The organism is Actinomadura montaniterrae (assembly GCF_008923365.1).
Taxonomy (GTDB): domain Bacteria; phylum Actinomycetota; class Actinomycetes; order Streptosporangiales; family Streptosporangiaceae; genus Spirillospora; species Spirillospora montaniterrae.
The window spans coordinates 1-16,940 of the sequence record NZ_WBMR01000106.1; the positions used below are offsets into that span (position 1 = coordinate 1).

Sequence of the window (16,940 nt, forward strand, 5' to 3'; positions counted from 1 at the left end):
CGACGCGTCCCCGCCGGGGACGGCCGGCGGCCCCGCCCGATCCCGCGGACGCCGTCCCGGCAGGCGGTACTGGAGAGGACAGCGCATGCAGCGACGAGCCGCCGGCACCACGGCGCCGGCCCACCGCCGGATCACCACGGGCACCGCCTGGACGGTCTCCGTGGTGCTCTCCGCCGGGCTCCTGGCGCCGGCGACCGCCGAGGCGAAGCCGAAGCCGTCGCACAAGGAGCTGACGGCGCGGCAGAAGGAGCTCGCCGACGAGGCCGAGAAGCTCAGCGAGCAGTACAACGGGCTGCGGGAGCGGCTGCGGCAGGCGCAGAAGGCCGCTTCGGTCGCCCGGACCAGTGCCGACCGGCAGAAGAAGGCGCTGGCCGAGGCGCGCGACCGGCTGGCGAAGGTCGCCGCCGACGCCTACAAGAACGGCCCGGTCGACCCGGCGATCAGCTTCGCCTCGGCCGGCGACCCGCAGGCCGTCCTGGACCGGTCGGCGGCGCTCAACTACTTCGCCGGCCAGGACAACACGCGCGTCGTCCAGCTGCTGCAGACCATGCAGGGCGCTGAGCGCGCGCGCAAAGCCGCCGAAGCGCGCGCGGGCCAGGTACGCCGGCTGACTGGCGAGGCGAAGAAGAAGCGCCAGGAGCTCCAGGCCAAACTCAAGAAGGTCGAGCGCCAGCTGGGGACGTACTCCAGCGCCGGTTCGCGGCCGGGGTCCATCCCTAGCATCGGCTCCGGCGGTGCGTCGGCCAAGGCGATGGGGGCGGTGCGGGCCGCGCTGAGCCAGCTCGGCGTGCCGTACTCCTGGGGAGGCGGCACCGCGTCCGGCCCGAGCTACGGCACCGCCCAGGGCGCGGGCATCAAGGGCTTCGACTGCTCCGGCCTCACCCTTTACGCCTACGCTCAGGTCGGCATCGGCCTCGGGCACTACACCGGCAGCCAGTACAGCGCCGGAACCCATGTGAGCCAGAGCCAGCTCAAGCCCGGTGACCTGGTCTTCTTCTACAGCGACCTGCACCACATGGGCATGTACATCGGCGGCGGCAAGATGGTCCACGCCCCGCAGACCGGCGACGTCGTCAAGATCGCTCCGATCGCGGGACGCCCGTTCGCCGGGGGAGTGCGGGTCGCCTGACCGCCTCGCCGCTTGGGCCCGCGTCCCGGCCGGTCGCCGGGCCGGTGCCGGCCGGCTCCCAGACGACGGCCAGCCGGTCGCGGCGGCCGATTCCTTCGAGACGGAGAGCGATGGCGGACTCGATCCGCCGGAGCCGTTCGGGGCTGTCGGCCTCGGCGTTCAGAAGGAGGGCCGTGCTCGTCGCGCGCAGTGTGCAGCGTCCGTCCGCGAACTCGATGACGCCCTCGGCGTCCGACCATTCGACGTGCTGGAGACGGACCCCGGCTCCGTCGCCGCCGTGGCCGCTCCGGTTCGCGTGACCGGGGCCCAGTTCGTTCACTTGATGGGTGTGCTTGCAGAGCTGCGCGAGATATCGGACGGCGCGATCGGTCGGAACGTCGGCGCGCGATGCGTACATGACAGCGTCCCTCCGGCTCAGGCGTCGCGGCGGTCGGTGACGAGACGGCCGGCCAGGAGGGCGACGGCCGCGTAGCAGCAGAAGACGCCGAACCCCGTCCAGGGACCGAGCGCCACGGCCTCGCGGTGCGAGGCGATGTAGATCTGGTCGCCCGCCTGCATCGGGATGTAGGGCCCGGCGGTGTCCTTCCAGGACCGCGGGAGCAGGTCGAGCAGCAGCGGCGGGACGAACAGCAGCCCGAACAGCGACGCGATGGCGCCGGCGGACGACCGCAGGGCGGCGCCGAGGCCGAAGCCGAGCAGGGCGAGCGCGGTGAGGTAGAGGCCGCCGCCGGCCACGGCGCGGGCGACGCCGGGATCCGACAGCGCCGTCCCGGTCAGCGTGTGCGCGGGCAGCGCCGCCCGGAAGGCCAGGTACGCGGCGAACGCGGACGCGGTGGACGCGACCAGCGTCACCCCGGCGAGCACCAGCGCCTTCGCGGCCAGGACGGCGCCGCGGCGCGGGACGGCGGCGAACGTCGTGCGGATCATGCCGCTGCCGTGCTCGCCGGTGATGACCAGCGCGCCGAGCACCCCGAACGCGATCTGTGACAGGTGCAGCCCGGCCAGGGCCAGCTGGACGACGTCGACGCGGCCGCGTTCGCCTGCGTCCAGCCGGGGCGCGAGGACCGCCGCGGTGAGCACGGCGAAGCCGATGTTGGACGCGAACGCGATGAGGACGACCCAGGCGGTGGAGCGGACGGTGCGCAGCTTGTGCCACTCGGCGCGCACCACGTCGGTGAAATCGCCCCGGGCGGGGGCGGTGATGGCTGTCATGGCGGGTCCTTCAGCTCGCGGCGGGTTCGGGTGACGGAGCGGACCGGTAGTCGGCGGTGCCGCGGGTCAGCTCCATGTAGCGCTCCTCGAGCGACTTCCGCTGAGGTGCCAGCTCCAGCAGCCCGAGCCCCCGGGCGCGGGCGAGGTCGCCGATCTCGCCGGCGGTGGCGCCGGTGACGCGGAGCGCGCCGTCCGGCTCCCGGCCGACGGTGGCGCCGCGCGCGGCGAGCAGCTCCGCCAGCTCGTCCGGTTCCGCGGCGCGGACCCGGACGTGGTCGCCGCCGCCCCCGGCGAGCAGGCCGGCGACGGTGGTCTCGGTGATGAGCCGGCCGCGGCCGATGACGACGAGCCGGTCGGCGGTCAGCGCCATCTCGCTCATCAGGTGGCTGGACAGGAACACGGTGCGTCCCTCGCCGGCCAGCGACCTCAGCAGCGTCCGGATCCAGGCGACGCCGTCGGGGTCGAGGCCGTTGACGGGCTCGTCGAACATGAGGACCGGCGGGTCGCCGAGCAGCGCGGCGGCGATGCCGAGCCGCTGCGCCATGCCGAGCGAGAACCCGCCCACGCGGCGCCGCGCCGCCGATGCGAGCCCGACCTGGTCGAGCACCTCGCCGACGCGCGTGCGCGGGATGCCGTTGCTCAGCGCCAGCCACGTGAGGTGGTCGGCGGCCCGGCGTCCGCCGGCCACCGCTTCGGCGTCCAGGAGGGCCCCGACCTCGCGGAGCGGGCGGCGGTGGCCGGTGTAGGGGCGGCCGTTGACCGTGACGGTGCCCGCGGTGGGCGCGTCGAGGCCGAGGACCATCCGCATCGTCGTCGACTTCCCCGCCCCGTTCGGGCCGAGGAACCCGGTCACCGATCCGGGCGGGGCCGTGAAGGACAGGCCGTCCACCGCCGTGACGCGGCCGTACCGCTTGACCAGCCCGCGGGCCTCGATCATCAGTGCCCGCCCATGCTGATCACGCCGGTCAGGTGCAGGACGACGACCAGGACGACCACGGCGACGGCGGCGGCGACCGCGACCAGCCGGCCGCGCCGGGAGCCGCCGCCGATCGCCGGCTCGTCCTGCCGGCCGGTGTCGGGGTGCGAAGGCAGATCGGACATGAGCGGCTCCCTTTCGACGGCGCGGCCCCGGTCGGGCGCGACCGGCCCCAGTTTTTGCGATACACAGTGTCTATGTCAAGACAGATGTCTCCATCAGCGACGCGCTGTATGATCGCGGCATGCCGAAGCTCTGGAGCGAGACGGTCGCGGCGCACCGCGACGCGGTGCGCGAGGCGATCCTCGACGCCGCCGCCGCGCTCGTCGCCGCGCACGGGCCGACCGGCGTGACCATGTCGCGGATCGCCAAGGACTCCGGCATCGGACGCGCCACGCTCTACAAGTACTTCCCGGACGTCGACGCGATCCTGCGCGCGTGGCACGAGCGCCAGATCGATGCCCACCTGGAGCGGCTGTACGAGATCCGCGACCGGACCGAAGGAGCGGGACGGCGGCTGGAGGCGGTGCTGGCCGGGTACGCGGCGATGGTGTCCCACCGCGCGGCCCACGACACCGAAGCCGCCGTCGAGCTGCACCGCGGCGAGCACGTCGCCGCGGCCCATCGGCGGCTCCACGCGTTCGTCCGGGAACTGATCGCCGATGCGGCCGCCGCCGGGGCCGTCCGGCAGGACGTGCCCGCCGGCGAGCTCGCCGCCTACTGCCTGCACGCTTTGGCCGCGGCCGGTGCCCTTCACGAGGAGGCGGCGGTCCACCGCCTCGTCCGCACGACACTGACCGGCCTGCAAGCGGACTGCTGAACACCCGCCCCGGGGTTTGACGGCACCACATATCCGGGGCTATGCACAGAGAAAACAACGTGGGATTCGGTGGTAGCCCGACATGTACGCCGAGGAACGGCAGCAGGAGATCCTCCGCCGCACGCGCGAGGCCGGGCGGGTGGACGTCATGACCCTCGCCGAGGACTTCGGCGTCACGATGGAGACGATCCGCCGCGACCTGACGGCGCTGGAGCGCTCGGGGACGCTGCGCCGCGTGCACGGCGGCGCGATCCCCGTCGAGCGGCTCGGCTTCGAGCCGGCGCTCGCCGCCCGCGACGCGGTGATGACGGCGGAGAAGGAGCGCATCGCGAAGGCCGCCCTCGCCGAGCTCCCCGCCGACGGGTCCGTCGTCATCGACGCGGGGACCACGACCGGGCGGCTCGTCCAGGTGCTGCCGAGCGACCGCGAGCTGACCGTCATCGTCAACTCCCCGCCGCTGGCCACGGTGCTCGCGACCCGGTCGAACCTCAGCGTGATCATGCTCGGCGGCCGGGTGCGGGGGCGGACGCTGGCGACGGTCGACGACTGGGCGATGCGCCCGCTCGACCGGCTGCGCGTCGACGTGGCGTTCATGGCCACCAACGGCTGCTCGGTCGAGGCGGGGCTGACGACGCCCGACCCGGCCGAGGCCGCGATGAAGTCGGCGATGATCCGGGCGTCCCGGCGCAGCGTGGTGCTCACCGACCACACCAAGATCGGCAACGACTACCTGGCCCGGTTCGCCGACCTGAGCGACATCAGCGTGCTGATCACCGACACCGGGCTGGACGCGGGGCTGGCCGCGGAGCTCGCCGCGGCCGGCCCCGAGGTCGTCCGGGTCTGACGGCCCGCGCCCCGCGGTCGCCGGACCCGGGACGCGGGCACGAAGCGGCTCAGGCGCCGGCCGGCTCCTCCGCGTCGAGGTCGCGGGCGAGCAGGGCGGCGAGCGCGTCCAGCGCCGCGTCGGCGCCGGGCCCGTCGTCGGCCTCCAACGTGACCTCGGCGCCGTGCGCGGCGCCGAGGGCGAGCACGGCGAGGATGCTGTTGGCGGGCGCGGAGCGGTCCCCGGCCCGGATCCGGACGGGGACGTCCTGCGCCGCGGCGGCCTGGACGAACAGGTTCGCGGGCCGCGCGTGCAGCCCGGTGCGGGAGGCGATGGTCACGGTTCGCTGGGGCATGCCGGCTCCTGTCAGGGTTCGATGGTGACCTTGATCGCGGCGCCGCGCGCGACGGTGCCGATGGCGTCGAGGACGCCGTCCAGCGGCAGCCGGTCGGTGATCAGGTCGGCGACGGGCACCGCGCCGGTCGCGATCAGCTCCAGGGCGCGGGCGTTGTGCGCGGGGCTGGACCCGTTGGCGCCCACGAGCGTCAGCTCCCGGTAGTGGACCAGGTTGGAGTCGCAGGCGATGACCGGGTCGTCCTTCGGCAGGCCGCCGAAGAAGCTGATCCGGCCCTGCCGGGCGGCCATCCGCAGCGCCTGCTCCTGGGCTGCGCCCGACGCGGCGGCGGTGACGACCACGTCGGCGCCGCGCCCGTCGGTCAGCTTCAGCACCTGCTCGACCAGGTCCGGGCCGGTGATCGCGGCGTCGGGGCGCACCCGGCCGGCCGACATCTCCAGCCGCTCCGGGTTGATGTCGGCGAGGAACACGCGCGCGGCGCCGCGGGCACGGGCCAGCCGGACGTGCAGGCAGCCGATCGGGCCCGCGCCGATCACCACCACGTCGTCGCCGTCCCCGACCCGGGCGAGCTCCTGGCCGTTCAGCACGCAGGCGAGCGGTTCGGCGACGGACGCCTCGGCGAACCCGACCCCGTCCGGGATCCGGTTGAGGCCGTCGACGGCGAGCACCTTGGCGGGCACGACGGTGTACTCGGCGAACCCGCCGTCGTAGTGGTACCCCATCGACTCCTGGTTCGGGCACACGGTGAGGCGGCCGCGGCGGCACTCCTCGCACCGCCCGCACGGGATGGCGGCGATCACCTGGACCCGGTCGCCCGGCGCCCAGCCGGCCGCGTCCGCGCCGGCCGCGACGACCTCGCCGGCGATCTCGTGCCCCATGACGCGCGGCGGCCGGATGTGGTGGTGCCCGAACCTGAAGATCTTGACGTCGGTGCCGCAGGTCGAGCAGTTGCGGACCCTGATCTTGACGTCGCCGGGGCCGGGCTCCGGTTCGGGCGCGTCCTCGGCGCGGATGTCGCCGGGGGCGTGGAAACGGGCGACCTTCACGGGGCGATCTCCTCTCCGTCCGGCCGCAGCAGCCGGATCACTTCGTCGGCGTCGGCGGTCTCGCGCAGCCTCCGCGCGCGGCCGGGGTCGAGCAGGATCTGCGCGAGCTCGGCCAGGATCCGCACATGGCCGTCGCCGCGGGCGGCGATGCCGACGCACAGCGCGACCCGCTCGCCGTTCCAGTCCACCCCGCCGGGGAAGCGCAGGACGCACAGCGCGTCGTGGTGCACCAGCTCCTTCCCGGCGAGGGTGCCGTGCGGGATCGCGACGCCCTCGCCCACGTACGTGGACACCGTCCGCTCACGGGCGAGCATCGCGTCGACGTAGCCGGGCTCGGCCGCGCCGGCCGCGACGAGCGCCCGCCCGCACTGGCGGACGGCGTCGTCCCGGTCGGCCGCGGCCGCGTCGAGCCGGACGGCGGAGCGGGCCAGCAGGTCAGGCACCGATCTCGCCGCCGTCCTTGACGGCCTTCACCAGGCGGGCCACCGCCGGGTCGCCGAGGAACACCTGGAAGGTGATGACCGGCTTGTCCGGTGCGCTGTTCCTGGCGCGGGCGCCGAGGCCCGCGTGGCAGACGACGATGTCGGCGTCGCCGGGGATGGAGTTCACCGGGGTGTGCTCGACGGTGACGCCGGCCTTCCGCAGCTCCTTGCGGAGGCTGCTCGCGAGCATGACGCTGCTGCCCATGCCGGCGTCGCACGCCACGACGATCTTGCGGATGTCCTTGCCGTCCATCTGGGGTCACGCCTCCTGGGGTGAGGGGCTGGCGGTCTCTCGGGCGGCCGGGGCGCCGGCGGCCCCGGCCGGGTCCTCCGCGGCGGCTTCGGAGGTGCCGCCGGGCGCCTCCGCGGTGGTCTCGTCCGGCTTCTTCTCGGCGAACCTCCCGAACCCGAGCAGCGCCGCGCCGACCGCGAACGAGACGGCCGCGGCGATGAGGATGCCCAGGTAGACGCCGATCCAGCCGTGCTTGGGCGTCTCGGCGACGTAGGCGAAGATGCTGCCGGGCGAGGGCGCCGCGACCAGTCCCGCGTCGGTGGCCATGAAGGTGGCGATGCCCGCCGCGCCGCCGGCGATGGCCGCGAGGATGAGCCGCGGCTTCATCAGGATGTAGGGGAAGTAGATCTCGTGGATGCCGCCGAGGAAGTGGATGATGATCGCGGCGGGCACGCTCGGCCGCAGCGACCGCGGGCCGAACAGCAGGTACGCCAGCAGGACGCCCAGCCCCGGGCCCGGGTTCGACTCGAGCATGAACAGGATCGACCGGCCGTCCTTCGCGGCCTCCGCGAAGCCCAGCGGGGCGAGCACGCCGTGGTTCACCGCGTTGTTGAGGAACAGCACCTTCGCCGGTTCGATCAGCACCGACGCCAGCGGCAGCAGGTGGTGGTGGATCAGCCACTCGACGCCGTTGCCGGCGCCCTTGGTCACCTGCCGGACGATCGGGCCGACGCCCCAGACGCCGAACACGGCCACCGCGCCGCCGACGATGCCGGCGGTGAAGTTGTCGACCAGCATCTCGAACCCGGTGCGGGTCCGCTCCTGGATGTAGCCGTCCACCTTCTTGAGCAGGTAGGCGGCGAACGGCCCGACGATCATCGCGCCGAGGAACATGGGGATCTTGGAGCCCACCACGACGCCCATCGTGGCGACCGCGCCGACGACCGCGCCGCGCTGGCCGTGCACCATCCGGCCGCCGGTGTAGCCGATGAGGATCGGCAGCAGGTAGGTGATGGTCGGGTCGACCAGCTCCCCGAAGTGCTTGTTCGGGAGCCAGCCGGTCGGGATGAACAGCGCGGTGACCAGCCCCCACGCGATGAACGCGCCGATGTTGGGCATCACCATCCCGGCCAGATGGCCGCCCAGGCGCTGGACTCCGGCTTTCAGCCCGCTTCCGCTGACGGCTGGTGTGTACGCAGCGGCCATCTCGGCCTCCTCAGGGTTCGGGGGTCTGCGTGAGGATCAGGCGATGAGCGAACGGCCGAGGTCCGGCCGGGTGTCGATGCGGACGATGTCGCGCCGGATGTCGTCCGGGCCCGGCATCCGGCTGGCCGGCAGGCGCACCGCGGCGGCTCCCCAGGCCAGCCCTTCGGCCAGCGCCGGGGCGCCGTCCGCGCCCGCCGCGAGGAACCCGGCGAGCAGCGCGTCGCCCGCGCCCACCGTGCTCCGCGGCTCGGCGACGGGCGCCGTGCCGATCGTGACGCCGTCCTCGCCGACGAGGACGGCGCCGTCGGCGCCCAGGCTGGCGAGCACGGTCCCCGCACCGCGCTCGCGCAGCTCCCGGGCAGCCTCGACCGCGTCGCCGACGCTGGCGACCGGCCGGCCGACGGCCTCGGCGAGCTCCTCCCGGTTCGGCTTGACCAGGTGCGGGCCCGCGCCGACGGCGGCGAGCAGCGCCGGGCCGCTGGCGTCGACGGCGACCCGCACCCCGGCGGAGGTGAAGAACGCGCACAGCCGGGCGTAGATGTCGTCGGGCACCCCCGGTGGCAGGCTGCCGCAGGTCACCGCCCAGCTCGCGCCCTCGGCCTCGTCGAGCACGACGCCGGCGACCGCGTCCAGCTCGGCGCGCGACAGCGGCTCGCCCGGCTCGTTGAGCTTGGTGACGACGCCGTCGGGCTCCACGATCGTCACGTTCGAGCGGGTCCGCCCCGCCACCGGGACGGCGTGGACGGCGATGCCGTCGCCCTCCAGCAGCCGGACGAGCTGCTCGCCGTCCGCGCCGCCGGAGGTGACGACCGCGACCGTCGGCACCCGGTTGGCCAGCAGCGCGCGGGACACGTTCACGCCCTTGCCGCCGGGGTCGATGCGCGCGGACCGCGCCCGCGTCATCGTGCCCGTGACGAGCCGGTCGACGTCGATCGTGCGGTCCAGGCTCGGGTTCAGCGTCAGCGTGACGATCATCGCCCACCGCCTCGGCGCCGTTCGCAGCTCACTGTTGGTTCACCGCCGTTTCGCGTCCGTTTCCATTTGTTTACGCCTAGATCTGTGGGAACGTCAAGGGATCGGGCGCAGACGGGCGGAAAGCGACGGGCGTGACCGTGGGTCCGGACGAGGAGGCGGCGCGCCGGTCACGCGCCGGCGGGGGCCAGGACGATGTCGAATCGGGTCCTCGACCACGTGCCGCCGACCGCCCGGCCGTCGGGGGTCGGCGTGCCCGCCGGCATCCGTTCGAAGTCCTTGACCAGCGACTCCCGGACGCCGAAGACGCTGTCGGCGTCCAGCAGGTCGTCGCCGCGCACGAAGATGTGGGTGACCAGGGTGCGGTGGCCGGCGGCGGTCACCTTGAAGTGCAGGTGCGAGGCGCGCATGGGGGAGCGGCCGACGGCGGCGAGCATCGCGCCGACCGGCCCGTCGTCCGGGATGGGGTACGGCGTCGGCGTGACGGCCCAGAACCGGTACTCCCCGTCCGGGCCGGTGAACAGGTGCGCCCGGCCCGCGGTGCGGCCGTCGTCGTACTGGACGTCGTAGAAGCCGTCGGCGTCCGCTTCCCACACGTCGATGCGGGCATCCGGGATGGGGGCGCCGCTCGCGTCCCGCACCGTTCCCTCCACCCAGCACGGCTCGCCGGGCGCGCCGCCGCCGATGTCGCCGCCGAGTTCGACGCGCGGCGCGCCGTCGACGAAGAACGGCCCGAACACGGTCGCCTCGGTGGCGTCCCGGTAGGCCCGGTTGTTGATCGTGATCGTCTGCATCGAGGCGCCGAGCGTGTCGGAGAGCAGGACGAACTCCTGCCGCCGGTCGTCGGTGGTATGCCCGGTCCGGGTGAGGAACCCGATCGCTTTCCACCATTCGTCCTCGGTGAGCCGGACCTCGCGCAGGAAGGCGTGCAGGTGCCGGACGAGCGCGCGCATCAGTTCCTTGAGCCGGGGGTCGGCGCAGCCGTCGAACGAGCGCAGCACCCGGGCGAGGAGTTCCTCCTCGCGCCGGTCCTGCTCCGCGGCGGCGGCGGCGTCGGGCGTCGTGCGGTCCTGGGTCATCGGGGCTCGGTTCCTTCCCAAGCGGCGCGCAGCAGGGCGGTCAGGTCGTCGGCGGTGACGGGACGGGGGTTGTTCGCGGGGACGGCGCCGAGGACGGCCCGGACCGCGGCCGCGATCCCGTCCTCGGGCATGCCCAGGTCGCGCAGGGCGGTCGGGGCGTGCAGCCGGACGCGCAGCAGGTCGAGCCCGGCGATCGCGGTCCCGGTGCCGAAGGCGGCGGCGATCCGCGCCTCGGCGTCCGGGGCGGCCGGCGCGTTGAAGGCGAGCACGTGCGGCAGGACGACCGCGTGGGTCCGCGCGTGCGGCAGGTCGAACATGCCGCCCAGCACGTGGCAGATCTTGTGGTGCAGCCCGGACCCGGCGGACGCGAACGCGACCGCGGCCAGGTAGGCGCCGTAGAGGGCGAGTTCGCGCCCGGGGAGCCCGGCGGGGTCGTCCGCCACCTGGGGCAGGCCGGTCCGCAGCGCCCGGATGCCCTCGCCGGCCAGTGCCCGGTCGATCGGGTCGGCGCGCGGGCCCCACATCGCGTCCACGCAGTGCGCCAGCGCGTTGAGCCCGGACGCGGCGCTGAGGTCCGCGGGAAGCGTGAGCGTGAGCGTGGCGTCGTAGACGATCGCGCGGGGGAGGACGCGGTCGTCGGCGCCGGTGGTCTTGCGGCCGTTGTCGGTGAGGCCCCAGACGTCGGTGGCCTCGGAGCCCGCGTACGTCGTCGGCACCGCCACGATCGGCAGCCCGGTCGTGAGCGCGACCGCCTTGGCGAGCCCGGTGGTGGACCCGCCGCCGACGCAGGCGAGCGCGTCGGCCCGGTGCTCGCGGGCGGCGGCGCGGGCGCGTTCGGCGACCGGCAGCGGCACGTGCATGGCGGTCTCGTGGTGCCAGTGCGCGACCGGCAGGCCGTCCGCGACCCGCCGCGCGACCTCCGCCTTGCCCGCCGCCGCGATCACCATCACGCGGGACGCGCCGAGGGCGGTGACCTCCTCGGCGAGCGCGGCGGCGGCGTCGCCCGAGGCGAACCGGACCCGCTGCGAAAGGGTGCGGTGCGTGAAGCGCATCCGCTCGTCGGAACCAGGTGGCGTCGTCATGTGCCGATCGTCTCCAATGGGCGTCACCTGGGTCCTACCCGGAGATCGAGACGGTGCCGCCGGCGAGCAAATTGCATAATTCTTGTAGGAAATATCAGCTACTCTCGGGGGCATGGCCGACCACGCCGCTGGCAGCGGAGACGAGCCCCTGGTCGCCGTGGCCGGCGGCGGCGCGAGCGCGACGCTGGTGGCCGCGCACCTCCTGCGCCGCGCCGGCCCGGTGCCGCGCCTCCTCCTCATCGACCGGTGGGGGCTGCACGGGCGCGGCCAGGCGTACTCCACCGACGACCCGCACCACCTGCTGAACGCCCGCGCGGCGAACATGAGCGGCGTCGAGGGCGAGCCCGGCCACCTCCTGGACTGGACGCGCGCGCAGGGCATCGAGGCGTCCGGCGAGGACTTCCTCCCGCGCCCGCTGTACGGCCGCTACCTGCGGGACCTCCTCGACACCTCGGCGCGGGGACGGCCCAGGCACCTGACCGAGCTGACCGGCACCGTCCTCTCCCTCGCGGCGGAGCCCGCTGGAGGCTGGACGCTCCGCCTCGCCGACGGCACGTCCCACCGGGCCGACGCGGTCGTGCTCGCCGTCGGCAACCAGCAGCCGGGGCGCCTGCCCTGGGAACCGCCCCCGCCCCGCTACATCGCGGACCCGTGGCGGCGCGGCGCCCTCGACGCCATCGACGACGATGCGCCCGTCCTGATCGTCGGCACCGGACTGACCATGGTCGACCTGGCCATCAGCCTGAGCCGCACGCATCCGGACCGCGTCGTCCACGCCGTGTCCCGGCACGGGCTGCTGCCCCGGCCGCACCATCCGCCGCCGCGCCCGCCCGAAGCCGACCTCGTCCTGCCCGCCGAGCCTGCGAGCCTGCGCGAGCTGCTGCGCTGGGCGAGGCTCGCCGTCCGTAGCAACGGCGGGGAATGGCACGGCTTCGTCGACGCCGTCCGGCCGCACGTCCCCGCCCTGTGGGGCGCCCTGTCCGACGCCGACCGGCGGCGCTTCCTCGACCTGGTCGCCCGGCACTGGGAGGTACACCGGCACCGGATCCCGCCGGTCTCCGCCGCCCGGATCGAGGCGCTGCGCGCCGAGGGCCGCCTGCGCGTTCACCGCGGCCGCGTCGATGACGTCCGGGCCGGCGCGGAGGACCGGCTCGCCGTGCGCATCGGGACCGACCACGGGGCCTCGGAGCTGGCGGTCGGCTGGCTCGTCAACGGCACCGGGCCCGCGGGCGCCCCCGGAACCGACACGCTGCTGTCCGGCCTCGTCGCCGCGGGCATCGCCCGTCCCGGGCCGCTCGGCCTCGGGCTGGACGCGGACCCCGGCGGCGCCGTCCGCGACGCGGCGGGGCGGCCCCACGGCGACCTGTTCGCCCTCGGGCCGCCCCTGCGCGGCGTCCGCTACGAGACCACGGCCGTCCCCGAGATCCGCGCCCAGGCCGCCGCCCTCGCCGACCGCCTCGCGGCGCTCGGCCGCCGCCAGGTCGAACGGGTCCCGTGAGGACCGTCCTGGGCCTCGGGCGACCGTTGTCGCCGCACGCCCTCGATGAGCGCTCTCATCCGGCGGCGGCGGAAGCCGAGGCGCCCGCCAGGTCGCCCAGAACGCGCCACGTCCTGGCCTGGTCGGCCGGGCCCGTGAGGCCCGTCTGGGTGAGGACGACCTCCGTCGCGCCGGCGTCGAAGTAGCGCCGGACTCCGGCCGCGACGGCCTCCTCGTCGCCCGCGACGAGCAGCTCCGCGGCCTTGGCCGCGCCCTCCAGCGCGACGACCCGCTGGTAGGAGGGGATCCGGTCGTAGAACGCGAACTGCTGGGCGGCCGCCTCCCGCGCCGCCTCGACGTCGCCGGTCACCACCCCGGGGAGCAGGGCGATGACGCGGGGAGCCGGGCGCCCGGCGCTCGCGGCGGCCGCGGTGATGGCCGGGACGATGTGCTCGCCGAGCGCCCGCGGGCCCGCCAGGAACGGCAGCGTCCCGTCGCCCAGCTCGCCGGTGACGCGCAGGGCGCGCGGCCCCATCGCGGCGACCAGGAGCGGAACGGCGGGCTCCGCGCCCGGCACGGCGGCGGGCATCGGCGGCGCGGCGGTCAGCGTCTCGCCGTGGAAGTCCGCGGTGCCGGTCTCGGTCAGGGACCGCAGCACGGTGAGGAACTCCGCCAGCCGCGTGACGGGCCGGTCGTACGGGACGCCGAACACCGGCTCGACGAAACTCCTGGCACCCAGTGCGAGCCCCAGCTGGAACCGGCCGTGCGTCGCGGCCTGCGCGGTCTGCGCCTGGCTCGCGACCAGGATCGGGTGCCGCCCGAAGATCGGCACGGCCGACGTCCCCACGGTCAGGCCGGGCGCCTCGCGGCCCACCAGCCCCGCGAGCCCGATCGCGTCGTAGTCGAACCGCTGCCCGAGCCAGACGGAGGCCAGCCCCGCGGCTTCGGCGCGTTTCGCCTCCGCGACCACACCGTCGACGGCGTTTCCGGTCTGGCCTGGATGCAGCGCTACTCCGATGCTCATGCGGGCGGCAACCCGGGCCGGGGCCTTCCTATTCCCAACTATTCCCGTCGAAGTACTTGGAATCGCGCTGGGGCGGCGCGCTCGCCGGTCGCCGCGTCGGCGATGATCCGGCCGAGCAGCGGCGCGAACTTGGCGCCGTGCCCCGAGCAGGGCGACGCGACGGTGATCCCGCCGACGCCGTCGATGACGAAGTCCTCGGTCGGGGTGTTGGTGAACAGGCAGGTCGTCTCGGCGTACGGCTCGGGGACGAGCCCGGGCAGGGTCCGGCGGACGTACTCCGCGATCCGCTCCCGGTTGGCGGGGTCGATCACGCCGTCCCGCGCCGCCGCGCTGAAGATCGGCCGGCCGCCGTTGTACTCGGCCACCTTCAGCCCGGACCGGCCGCCGGGGAGGGCGGCGTCGCGCCCGCCCGGCAGGCCGTAGACCAGCATGTCGGGCATCCCGTGGATGAACGTCGGCCACGGTCCGTCCGAGCCGGCGCGGTAGGGGAAGTGGTAGACGTTCTCCTGCATCACCTGCAGCGTCGGGAGCGCGGACAGGAACGCCGCCGGCAGGCCGAGGCCGCCGAGCAGGCCGGGGAGCCAGCCGCCGGCGGTGACGACGACCTTCTCGGCCTCCTCAGCCCGCCCGTCCGAGCCGACCGCCCGGAGGCCGGCGCGCACGCGCTCGACCGAGGCGACCGGCCATCCGGTCTCGATCCGGGCGCCGTCGGCCCGCGCCAGCCGCAGCATCGCCGCCACCGCGGACTCCGCGTCGATCACCCCGGCGTCCGGATGCCACAGCACCTCCCCGCCGCCGAAGTCGAACTGCGGCCAGCGCGCGGCAGCCTCGCCGGCAGTCAGCAGCTCGTGCTCGACGCCGACCTCCTCGAACACGGCCGCCAGTTCCGCCGGGGCCCGCCAGGGGCCGAAGTCCAGCGCCCCCGCCGGGCTGACGAGCCGCTCGCCCGCGAGGCGTTCCAGCTCGTCCCATTCGCGCCGCGCGTCGACGGCCAGCAGCGCGTAGAACGGGTCGGGGTAGGCGTAGCGGAGGATGCGCGCGGATCCGTGCGAGCTGCCCTCGCCGTTCGCCGGAGTGGAGCGTTCCAGCACGGTCACCTCGTGCCCCCGCCGGGCCAGCTGCCACGCGGTCGCCGCGCCGGCGAGACCGGCTCCGACGACGATGAAGGTGCTCAACCTGCGTCTCCTCCCTCGGCGCGGGCACCGTCCCGCGGACCACGGGACCGATCAAGAACACGATGCCAGGGGCTCCGCGGCGGCGCCTACCGGGGTGCGTGGGCCAGCACGAGCAGGACGCCCGCCCCCGAGACCGCCATGCCGGCGACCACGCTCGCGGTGAGGGCCTGGCCGAGGATCGGGACGGCGAGCACGGCGGTCACCGGAGGCACCAGGTACAGCAGGCTGGTCGCCGCGCCGCCCGTGCCGCGCCTCAGCAGGACGAACAGCAGCACGAGCGCTCCGATCGAGTTGACGACCGCCAGCCACGCCAGCGACCCGAGCGCCTGCCCGGTCAGCGGGATGCGCAGCCCGCCGTGCGCCATCGCCAGCGGGAACGTGGTGAGCGCCGCGCCGAGGAGCTGCACGGTGGTCCCCGTCCGCAGGTCCACCGAGCCGCCGAACCGCTTCTGGTAGAGCGTCCCCGCGGCGAGGCCGGCCAGGGCCAGACCCGTGTAGGCGTACCCGGCGGTCCGCGCCCCTCCGGACAGGTTCCCGCTGACGCAGACGACGACGCCCGCCAGCCCGAGCGCGAGGCCGGCCCACTGCCGTCCGGTCAGCCGCTCGGCGAACATCGGGACCGCGACCGCCGCGACGATCAGCGGGCAGGCGCTCAGCATCAGCGACGACAGCCCCGCCGGGACCCCGTGCGCCAGCCCGAAGAACACCCCGCCGAGCTGCACGGTCTGCAGCAGCACGCCCGTGACCAGCAGGTGCGCGTACGTCCGCCGCTCCTTCGGCCACGGTGCGCGGGTGGCGAGGGAGACCGCCCCGAGGACGGCGAACGCGACGAGGAACCGCCAGGCGACGAGGGCGAGCGACGCGCCGCTGCGCGCCCCGATCGTCCCGGCGAGGTAGCCGCTGCTCCAGATCGGCACGAACACGACCGGCAGGGCGGCCGCCGCCAGCCGTCCCGCCGTCCGCCGCGGTGCCGCGTCGACCGGTTCGCGGCACTCCGGCGGAGCTGCCTCCGGCCCGGCGCTCATCCGGGCCGGCCGAACTCGGCGAGGGCGGCCCCCGCGCCGGGGTTCCGCCCGCTCCCGCATCGGCCGCACGCCATCCCGGCCTCGGTGCCCTGCGCCACGATCACGTCCGCGCCCAGGTCCACCGCCCTGCGGGCCTCCTCCATGTCCGTCACCTGAACGATCAGGGCCGTGCCCGCGGCGAGGGCGATCGGGCGCGCCACGCCGAACATGTCCGTGAACGCCGTCGACAATCCCATGATCCCGATCCTCGCCCATCCACCGCGCCGGCCGCACCCGCGATGCGGGCTAGAAGACGAATTCGATCCGGGACAGGGCGATGGCGAACTCGACGAGGGCGGCCACTCCCAGGCCCAGCGCGCCGGTCAGGAACCCCACCGCGGTGCACAGCGGCACCGGTTTCGAACGCGCCACCAGCGGTCCCAGCACCCAGGCGAGTGCGGCGCCCAGCGGGGGCAGGCCGCCGACCACGAACGCCTTGTACAGCAGGCGCACCTTGGCGCGGTGGTTGCCCTGCCAGTCCGTTGCGCTCAGGTGATGCGCGGCCGAGTAGGCGTCCGTGGCCCACCACACGATGAACGCGGCCCAGATGATCAGCGCGGTCACCGCCAGGCCGACGGCGCCTTTCCGTGCAGTGTCCACCGGCGATCCTCGGATGCGGCGCGGGAAGCTCGGAGACGGCGGTCGTGTCGGCCGCCTCGGCTCAAGTACAGTTCACCGCCCGCGCTCCGGCAAGTCCCCATGGGCGCGCGGTGTCCCGGGGCCGAGGGCGTCGGGCTGGAACGGCGGTGGTCATCGCACCCGTGGTCTCGGACGGGCCGGAGACCC

At 74.9% G+C, this 16,940-nt stretch carries 21 protein-coding genes; 4 read left to right on the forward strand and 17 right to left on the reverse strand.

What is annotated here, in order from left to right:
* The first annotated feature begins 85 nt into the window (after window positions 1-85).
* Window positions 86-1,129 carry an NlpC/P60 family protein gene (locus F9B16_RS29495; protein ID WP_151543481.1) on the forward strand — a complete coding sequence of 348 codons (1,044 nt, stop codon included), beginning with the start codon at window positions 86-88 and terminating at the stop codon, window positions 1,127-1,129.
* Here F9B16_RS29495 and F9B16_RS54215 read toward each other — a convergent pair.
* From F9B16_RS54215 to F9B16_RS51315, 4 genes are read right to left on the reverse strand one after another with little or no spacing between them, the layout of a single operon-like run.
* On the reverse strand, window positions 1,074-1,526 hold the full coding sequence (locus F9B16_RS54215; protein WP_151543482.1) for a DUF2218 domain-containing protein: 453 nt from the start codon (window positions 1,524-1,526) through the stop codon (window positions 1,074-1,076). The two genes, F9B16_RS29495 and F9B16_RS54215, sit on opposite strands and share 56 nt — an antisense overlap.
* 17 nt (window positions 1,527-1,543) lie before the next feature.
* Complete coding sequence (locus F9B16_RS29505; protein ID WP_151543483.1) at window positions 1,544-2,341, reverse strand: ABC transporter permease; 798 nt, start codon at window positions 2,339-2,341, stop codon at window positions 1,544-1,546.
* A 10-nt stretch (window positions 2,342-2,351) separates the two neighbouring features.
* Window positions 2,352-3,278, reverse strand: coding sequence for an ATP-binding cassette domain-containing protein (locus F9B16_RS29510; protein ID WP_151543484.1), 927 nt, complete (start codon window positions 3,276-3,278; stop codon window positions 2,352-2,354).
* Window positions 3,278-3,442: a hypothetical protein gene (locus tag F9B16_RS51315; protein WP_192809056.1), complete on the reverse strand. Its 165-nt coding sequence runs from the start codon at window positions 3,440-3,442 to the stop codon at window positions 3,278-3,280. Before F9B16_RS51315 ends, F9B16_RS29510 begins: the two co-directional genes overlap by 1 nt.
* A 119-nt stretch (window positions 3,443-3,561) precedes the next feature.
* On the opposite strand from F9B16_RS51315, the gene F9B16_RS29515 reads away from it, so the two are divergent.
* Entirely contained in the window at window positions 3,562-4,137 is a 576-nt protein-coding gene (locus F9B16_RS29515) for a TetR/AcrR family transcriptional regulator (RefSeq protein WP_151543485.1), read from the forward strand.
* A gap of 82 nt (window positions 4,138-4,219) precedes the next feature.
* Window positions 4,220-4,981: a DeoR/GlpR family DNA-binding transcription regulator gene (locus F9B16_RS29520; RefSeq protein ID WP_151543486.1), complete on the forward strand. Its 762-nt coding sequence runs from the start codon at window positions 4,220-4,222 to the stop codon at window positions 4,979-4,981.
* Window positions 4,982-5,030: 49 nt separating this feature from the next.
* Here the strand turns inward: F9B16_RS29520 and F9B16_RS29525 are convergent, their stop codons facing one another.
* The 8 genes from F9B16_RS29525 to F9B16_RS29555 form a co-directional block, all read right to left on the reverse strand.
* Window positions 5,031-5,315, reverse strand: coding sequence for an HPr family phosphocarrier protein (locus F9B16_RS29525; RefSeq protein WP_151543487.1), 285 nt, complete (start codon window positions 5,313-5,315; stop codon window positions 5,031-5,033).
* Window positions 5,316-5,326: 11 nt separating this feature from the next.
* The gene (locus F9B16_RS29530; RefSeq protein WP_151543488.1) at window positions 5,327-6,361 is read right to left on the reverse strand and encodes a zinc-dependent dehydrogenase; all 1,035 of its coding nucleotides are present in this window, start codon (window positions 6,359-6,361) and stop codon (window positions 5,327-5,329) included.
* Complete coding sequence (locus F9B16_RS29535) at window positions 6,358-6,804, reverse strand: PTS sugar transporter subunit IIA (RefSeq protein ID WP_151543489.1); 447 nt, start codon at window positions 6,802-6,804, stop codon at window positions 6,358-6,360. The genes F9B16_RS29530 and F9B16_RS29535 overlap by 4 nt, the downstream gene beginning before the upstream one ends.
* A complete protein-coding gene (locus tag F9B16_RS52950) occupies window positions 6,797-7,096 on the reverse strand; it encodes a PTS lactose transporter subunit IIB (protein ID WP_225992041.1) in 300 nt (99 codons plus the stop codon). Before F9B16_RS52950 ends, F9B16_RS29535 begins: the two co-directional genes overlap by 8 nt.
* A 6-nt stretch (window positions 7,097-7,102) precedes the next feature.
* Window positions 7,103-8,281, reverse strand: coding sequence for a PTS mannitol transporter subunit IICB (gene mtlA, locus F9B16_RS29540; RefSeq protein WP_225992042.1), 1,179 nt, complete (start codon window positions 8,279-8,281; stop codon window positions 7,103-7,105).
* A gap of 36 nt (window positions 8,282-8,317) precedes the next feature.
* Window positions 8,318-9,256 (reverse strand): 1-phosphofructokinase, encoded by a 939-nt coding sequence (gene pfkB / locus F9B16_RS29545; protein ID WP_151543490.1) that lies wholly within the window; start codon window positions 9,254-9,256, stop codon window positions 8,318-8,320.
* Between the two features lie 167 nt (window positions 9,257-9,423).
* The gene (locus F9B16_RS29550) at window positions 9,424-10,332 is read right to left on the reverse strand and encodes a dioxygenase family protein (RefSeq protein WP_151543491.1); all 909 of its coding nucleotides are present in this window, start codon (window positions 10,330-10,332) and stop codon (window positions 9,424-9,426) included.
* The gene (locus tag F9B16_RS29555; protein ID WP_225992043.1) at window positions 10,329-11,414 is read right to left on the reverse strand and encodes a maleylacetate reductase; all 1,086 of its coding nucleotides are present in this window, start codon (window positions 11,412-11,414) and stop codon (window positions 10,329-10,331) included. Before F9B16_RS29555 ends, F9B16_RS29550 begins: the two co-directional genes overlap by 4 nt.
* Before the next feature lie 112 nt (window positions 11,415-11,526).
* Between F9B16_RS29555 and F9B16_RS29560 the strand changes: the two genes are divergently transcribed.
* A complete protein-coding gene (locus F9B16_RS29560) occupies window positions 11,527-12,912 on the forward strand; it encodes an FAD/NAD(P)-binding protein (RefSeq protein WP_151543492.1) in 1,386 nt (461 codons plus the stop codon).
* A gap of 55 nt (window positions 12,913-12,967) precedes the next feature.
* On the opposite strand, the gene F9B16_RS29565 is transcribed toward F9B16_RS29560, so the two are convergent.
* The 5 genes from F9B16_RS29565 to F9B16_RS29585 form a co-directional block, all read right to left on the reverse strand.
* Window positions 12,968-13,915, reverse strand: coding sequence for a TIGR03564 family F420-dependent LLM class oxidoreductase (locus tag F9B16_RS29565; protein ID WP_151543493.1), 948 nt, complete (start codon window positions 13,913-13,915; stop codon window positions 12,968-12,970).
* Between the two features lie 38 nt (window positions 13,916-13,953).
* A complete protein-coding gene (locus tag F9B16_RS29570; RefSeq protein WP_151543494.1) occupies window positions 13,954-15,090 on the reverse strand; it encodes an FAD-dependent oxidoreductase in 1,137 nt (378 codons plus the stop codon).
* An 86-nt stretch (window positions 15,091-15,176) separates the two neighbouring features.
* The gene (locus tag F9B16_RS29575) at window positions 15,177-16,115 is read right to left on the reverse strand and encodes a DMT family transporter (RefSeq protein ID WP_192809057.1); all 939 of its coding nucleotides are present in this window, start codon (window positions 16,113-16,115) and stop codon (window positions 15,177-15,179) included.
* Entirely contained in the window at window positions 16,112-16,351 is a 240-nt protein-coding gene (locus F9B16_RS52955; protein ID WP_225992044.1) for a hypothetical protein, read from the reverse strand. Before F9B16_RS52955 ends, F9B16_RS29575 begins: the two co-directional genes overlap by 4 nt.
* Window positions 16,352-16,400: 49 nt before the next feature.
* Window positions 16,401-16,754, reverse strand: a complete 354-nt coding sequence (locus tag F9B16_RS29585; protein WP_151543496.1) for a hypothetical protein — start codon at window positions 16,752-16,754, stop codon at window positions 16,401-16,403.
* Window positions 16,755-16,940: the final 186 nt, after the last annotated feature.

What these genes read in the sequence shown, in the direction of transcription:
- pfkB (WP_151543490.1), bottom strand. Translation starts at nt 9,256, where the DNA reads ATGATCGTCACGCTGACGCTGAACCCGAGCCTGGACCGCACGATCGAC.
- mtlA (WP_225992042.1), bottom strand. Translation starts at nt 8,281, where the DNA reads ATGGCCGCTGCGTACACACCAGCCGTCAGCGGAAGCGGGCTGAAAGCC.
- F9B16_RS29555 (WP_225992043.1), bottom strand. Translation starts at nt 11,414, where the DNA reads ATGACGACGCCACCTGGTTCCGACGAGCGGATGCGCTTCACGCACCGC.
- F9B16_RS29495 (WP_151543481.1), top strand. Translation starts at nt 86, where the DNA reads ATGCAGCGACGAGCCGCCGGCACCACGGCGCCGGCCCACCGCCGGATC.
- F9B16_RS29520 (WP_151543486.1), top strand. Translation starts at nt 4,220, where the DNA reads ATGTACGCCGAGGAACGGCAGCAGGAGATCCTCCGCCGCACGCGCGAG.
- F9B16_RS29525 (WP_151543487.1), bottom strand. Translation starts at nt 5,315, where the DNA reads ATGCCCCAGCGAACCGTGACCATCGCCTCCCGCACCGGGCTGCACGCG.
- F9B16_RS29575 (WP_192809057.1), bottom strand. Translation starts at nt 16,115, where the DNA reads ATGAGCGCCGGGCCGGAGGCAGCTCCGCCGGAGTGCCGCGAACCGGTC.
- F9B16_RS51315 (WP_192809056.1), bottom strand. Translation starts at nt 3,442, where the DNA reads ATGTCCGATCTGCCTTCGCACCCCGACACCGGCCGGCAGGACGAGCCG.
- F9B16_RS29505 (WP_151543483.1), bottom strand. Translation starts at nt 2,341, where the DNA reads ATGACAGCCATCACCGCCCCCGCCCGGGGCGATTTCACCGACGTGGTG.
- F9B16_RS29560 (WP_151543492.1), top strand. Translation starts at nt 11,527, where the DNA reads ATGGCCGACCACGCCGCTGGCAGCGGAGACGAGCCCCTGGTCGCCGTG.
- F9B16_RS29510 (WP_151543484.1), bottom strand. Translation starts at nt 3,278, where the DNA reads ATGATCGAGGCCCGCGGGCTGGTCAAGCGGTACGGCCGCGTCACGGCG.
- F9B16_RS29515 (WP_151543485.1), top strand. Translation starts at nt 3,562, where the DNA reads ATGCCGAAGCTCTGGAGCGAGACGGTCGCGGCGCACCGCGACGCGGTG.
- F9B16_RS29550 (WP_151543491.1), bottom strand. Translation starts at nt 10,332, where the DNA reads ATGACCCAGGACCGCACGACGCCCGACGCCGCCGCCGCCGCGGAGCAG.
- F9B16_RS52950 (WP_225992041.1), bottom strand. Translation starts at nt 7,096, where the DNA reads ATGGACGGCAAGGACATCCGCAAGATCGTCGTGGCGTGCGACGCCGGC.
- F9B16_RS29565 (WP_151543493.1), bottom strand. Translation starts at nt 13,915, where the DNA reads ATGAGCATCGGAGTAGCGCTGCATCCAGGCCAGACCGGAAACGCCGTC.
- F9B16_RS54215 (WP_151543482.1), bottom strand. Translation starts at nt 1,526, where the DNA reads ATGTACGCATCGCGCGCCGACGTTCCGACCGATCGCGCCGTCCGATAT.
- F9B16_RS52955 (WP_225992044.1), bottom strand. Translation starts at nt 16,351, where the DNA reads ATGGGATTGTCGACGGCGTTCACGGACATGTTCGGCGTGGCGCGCCCG.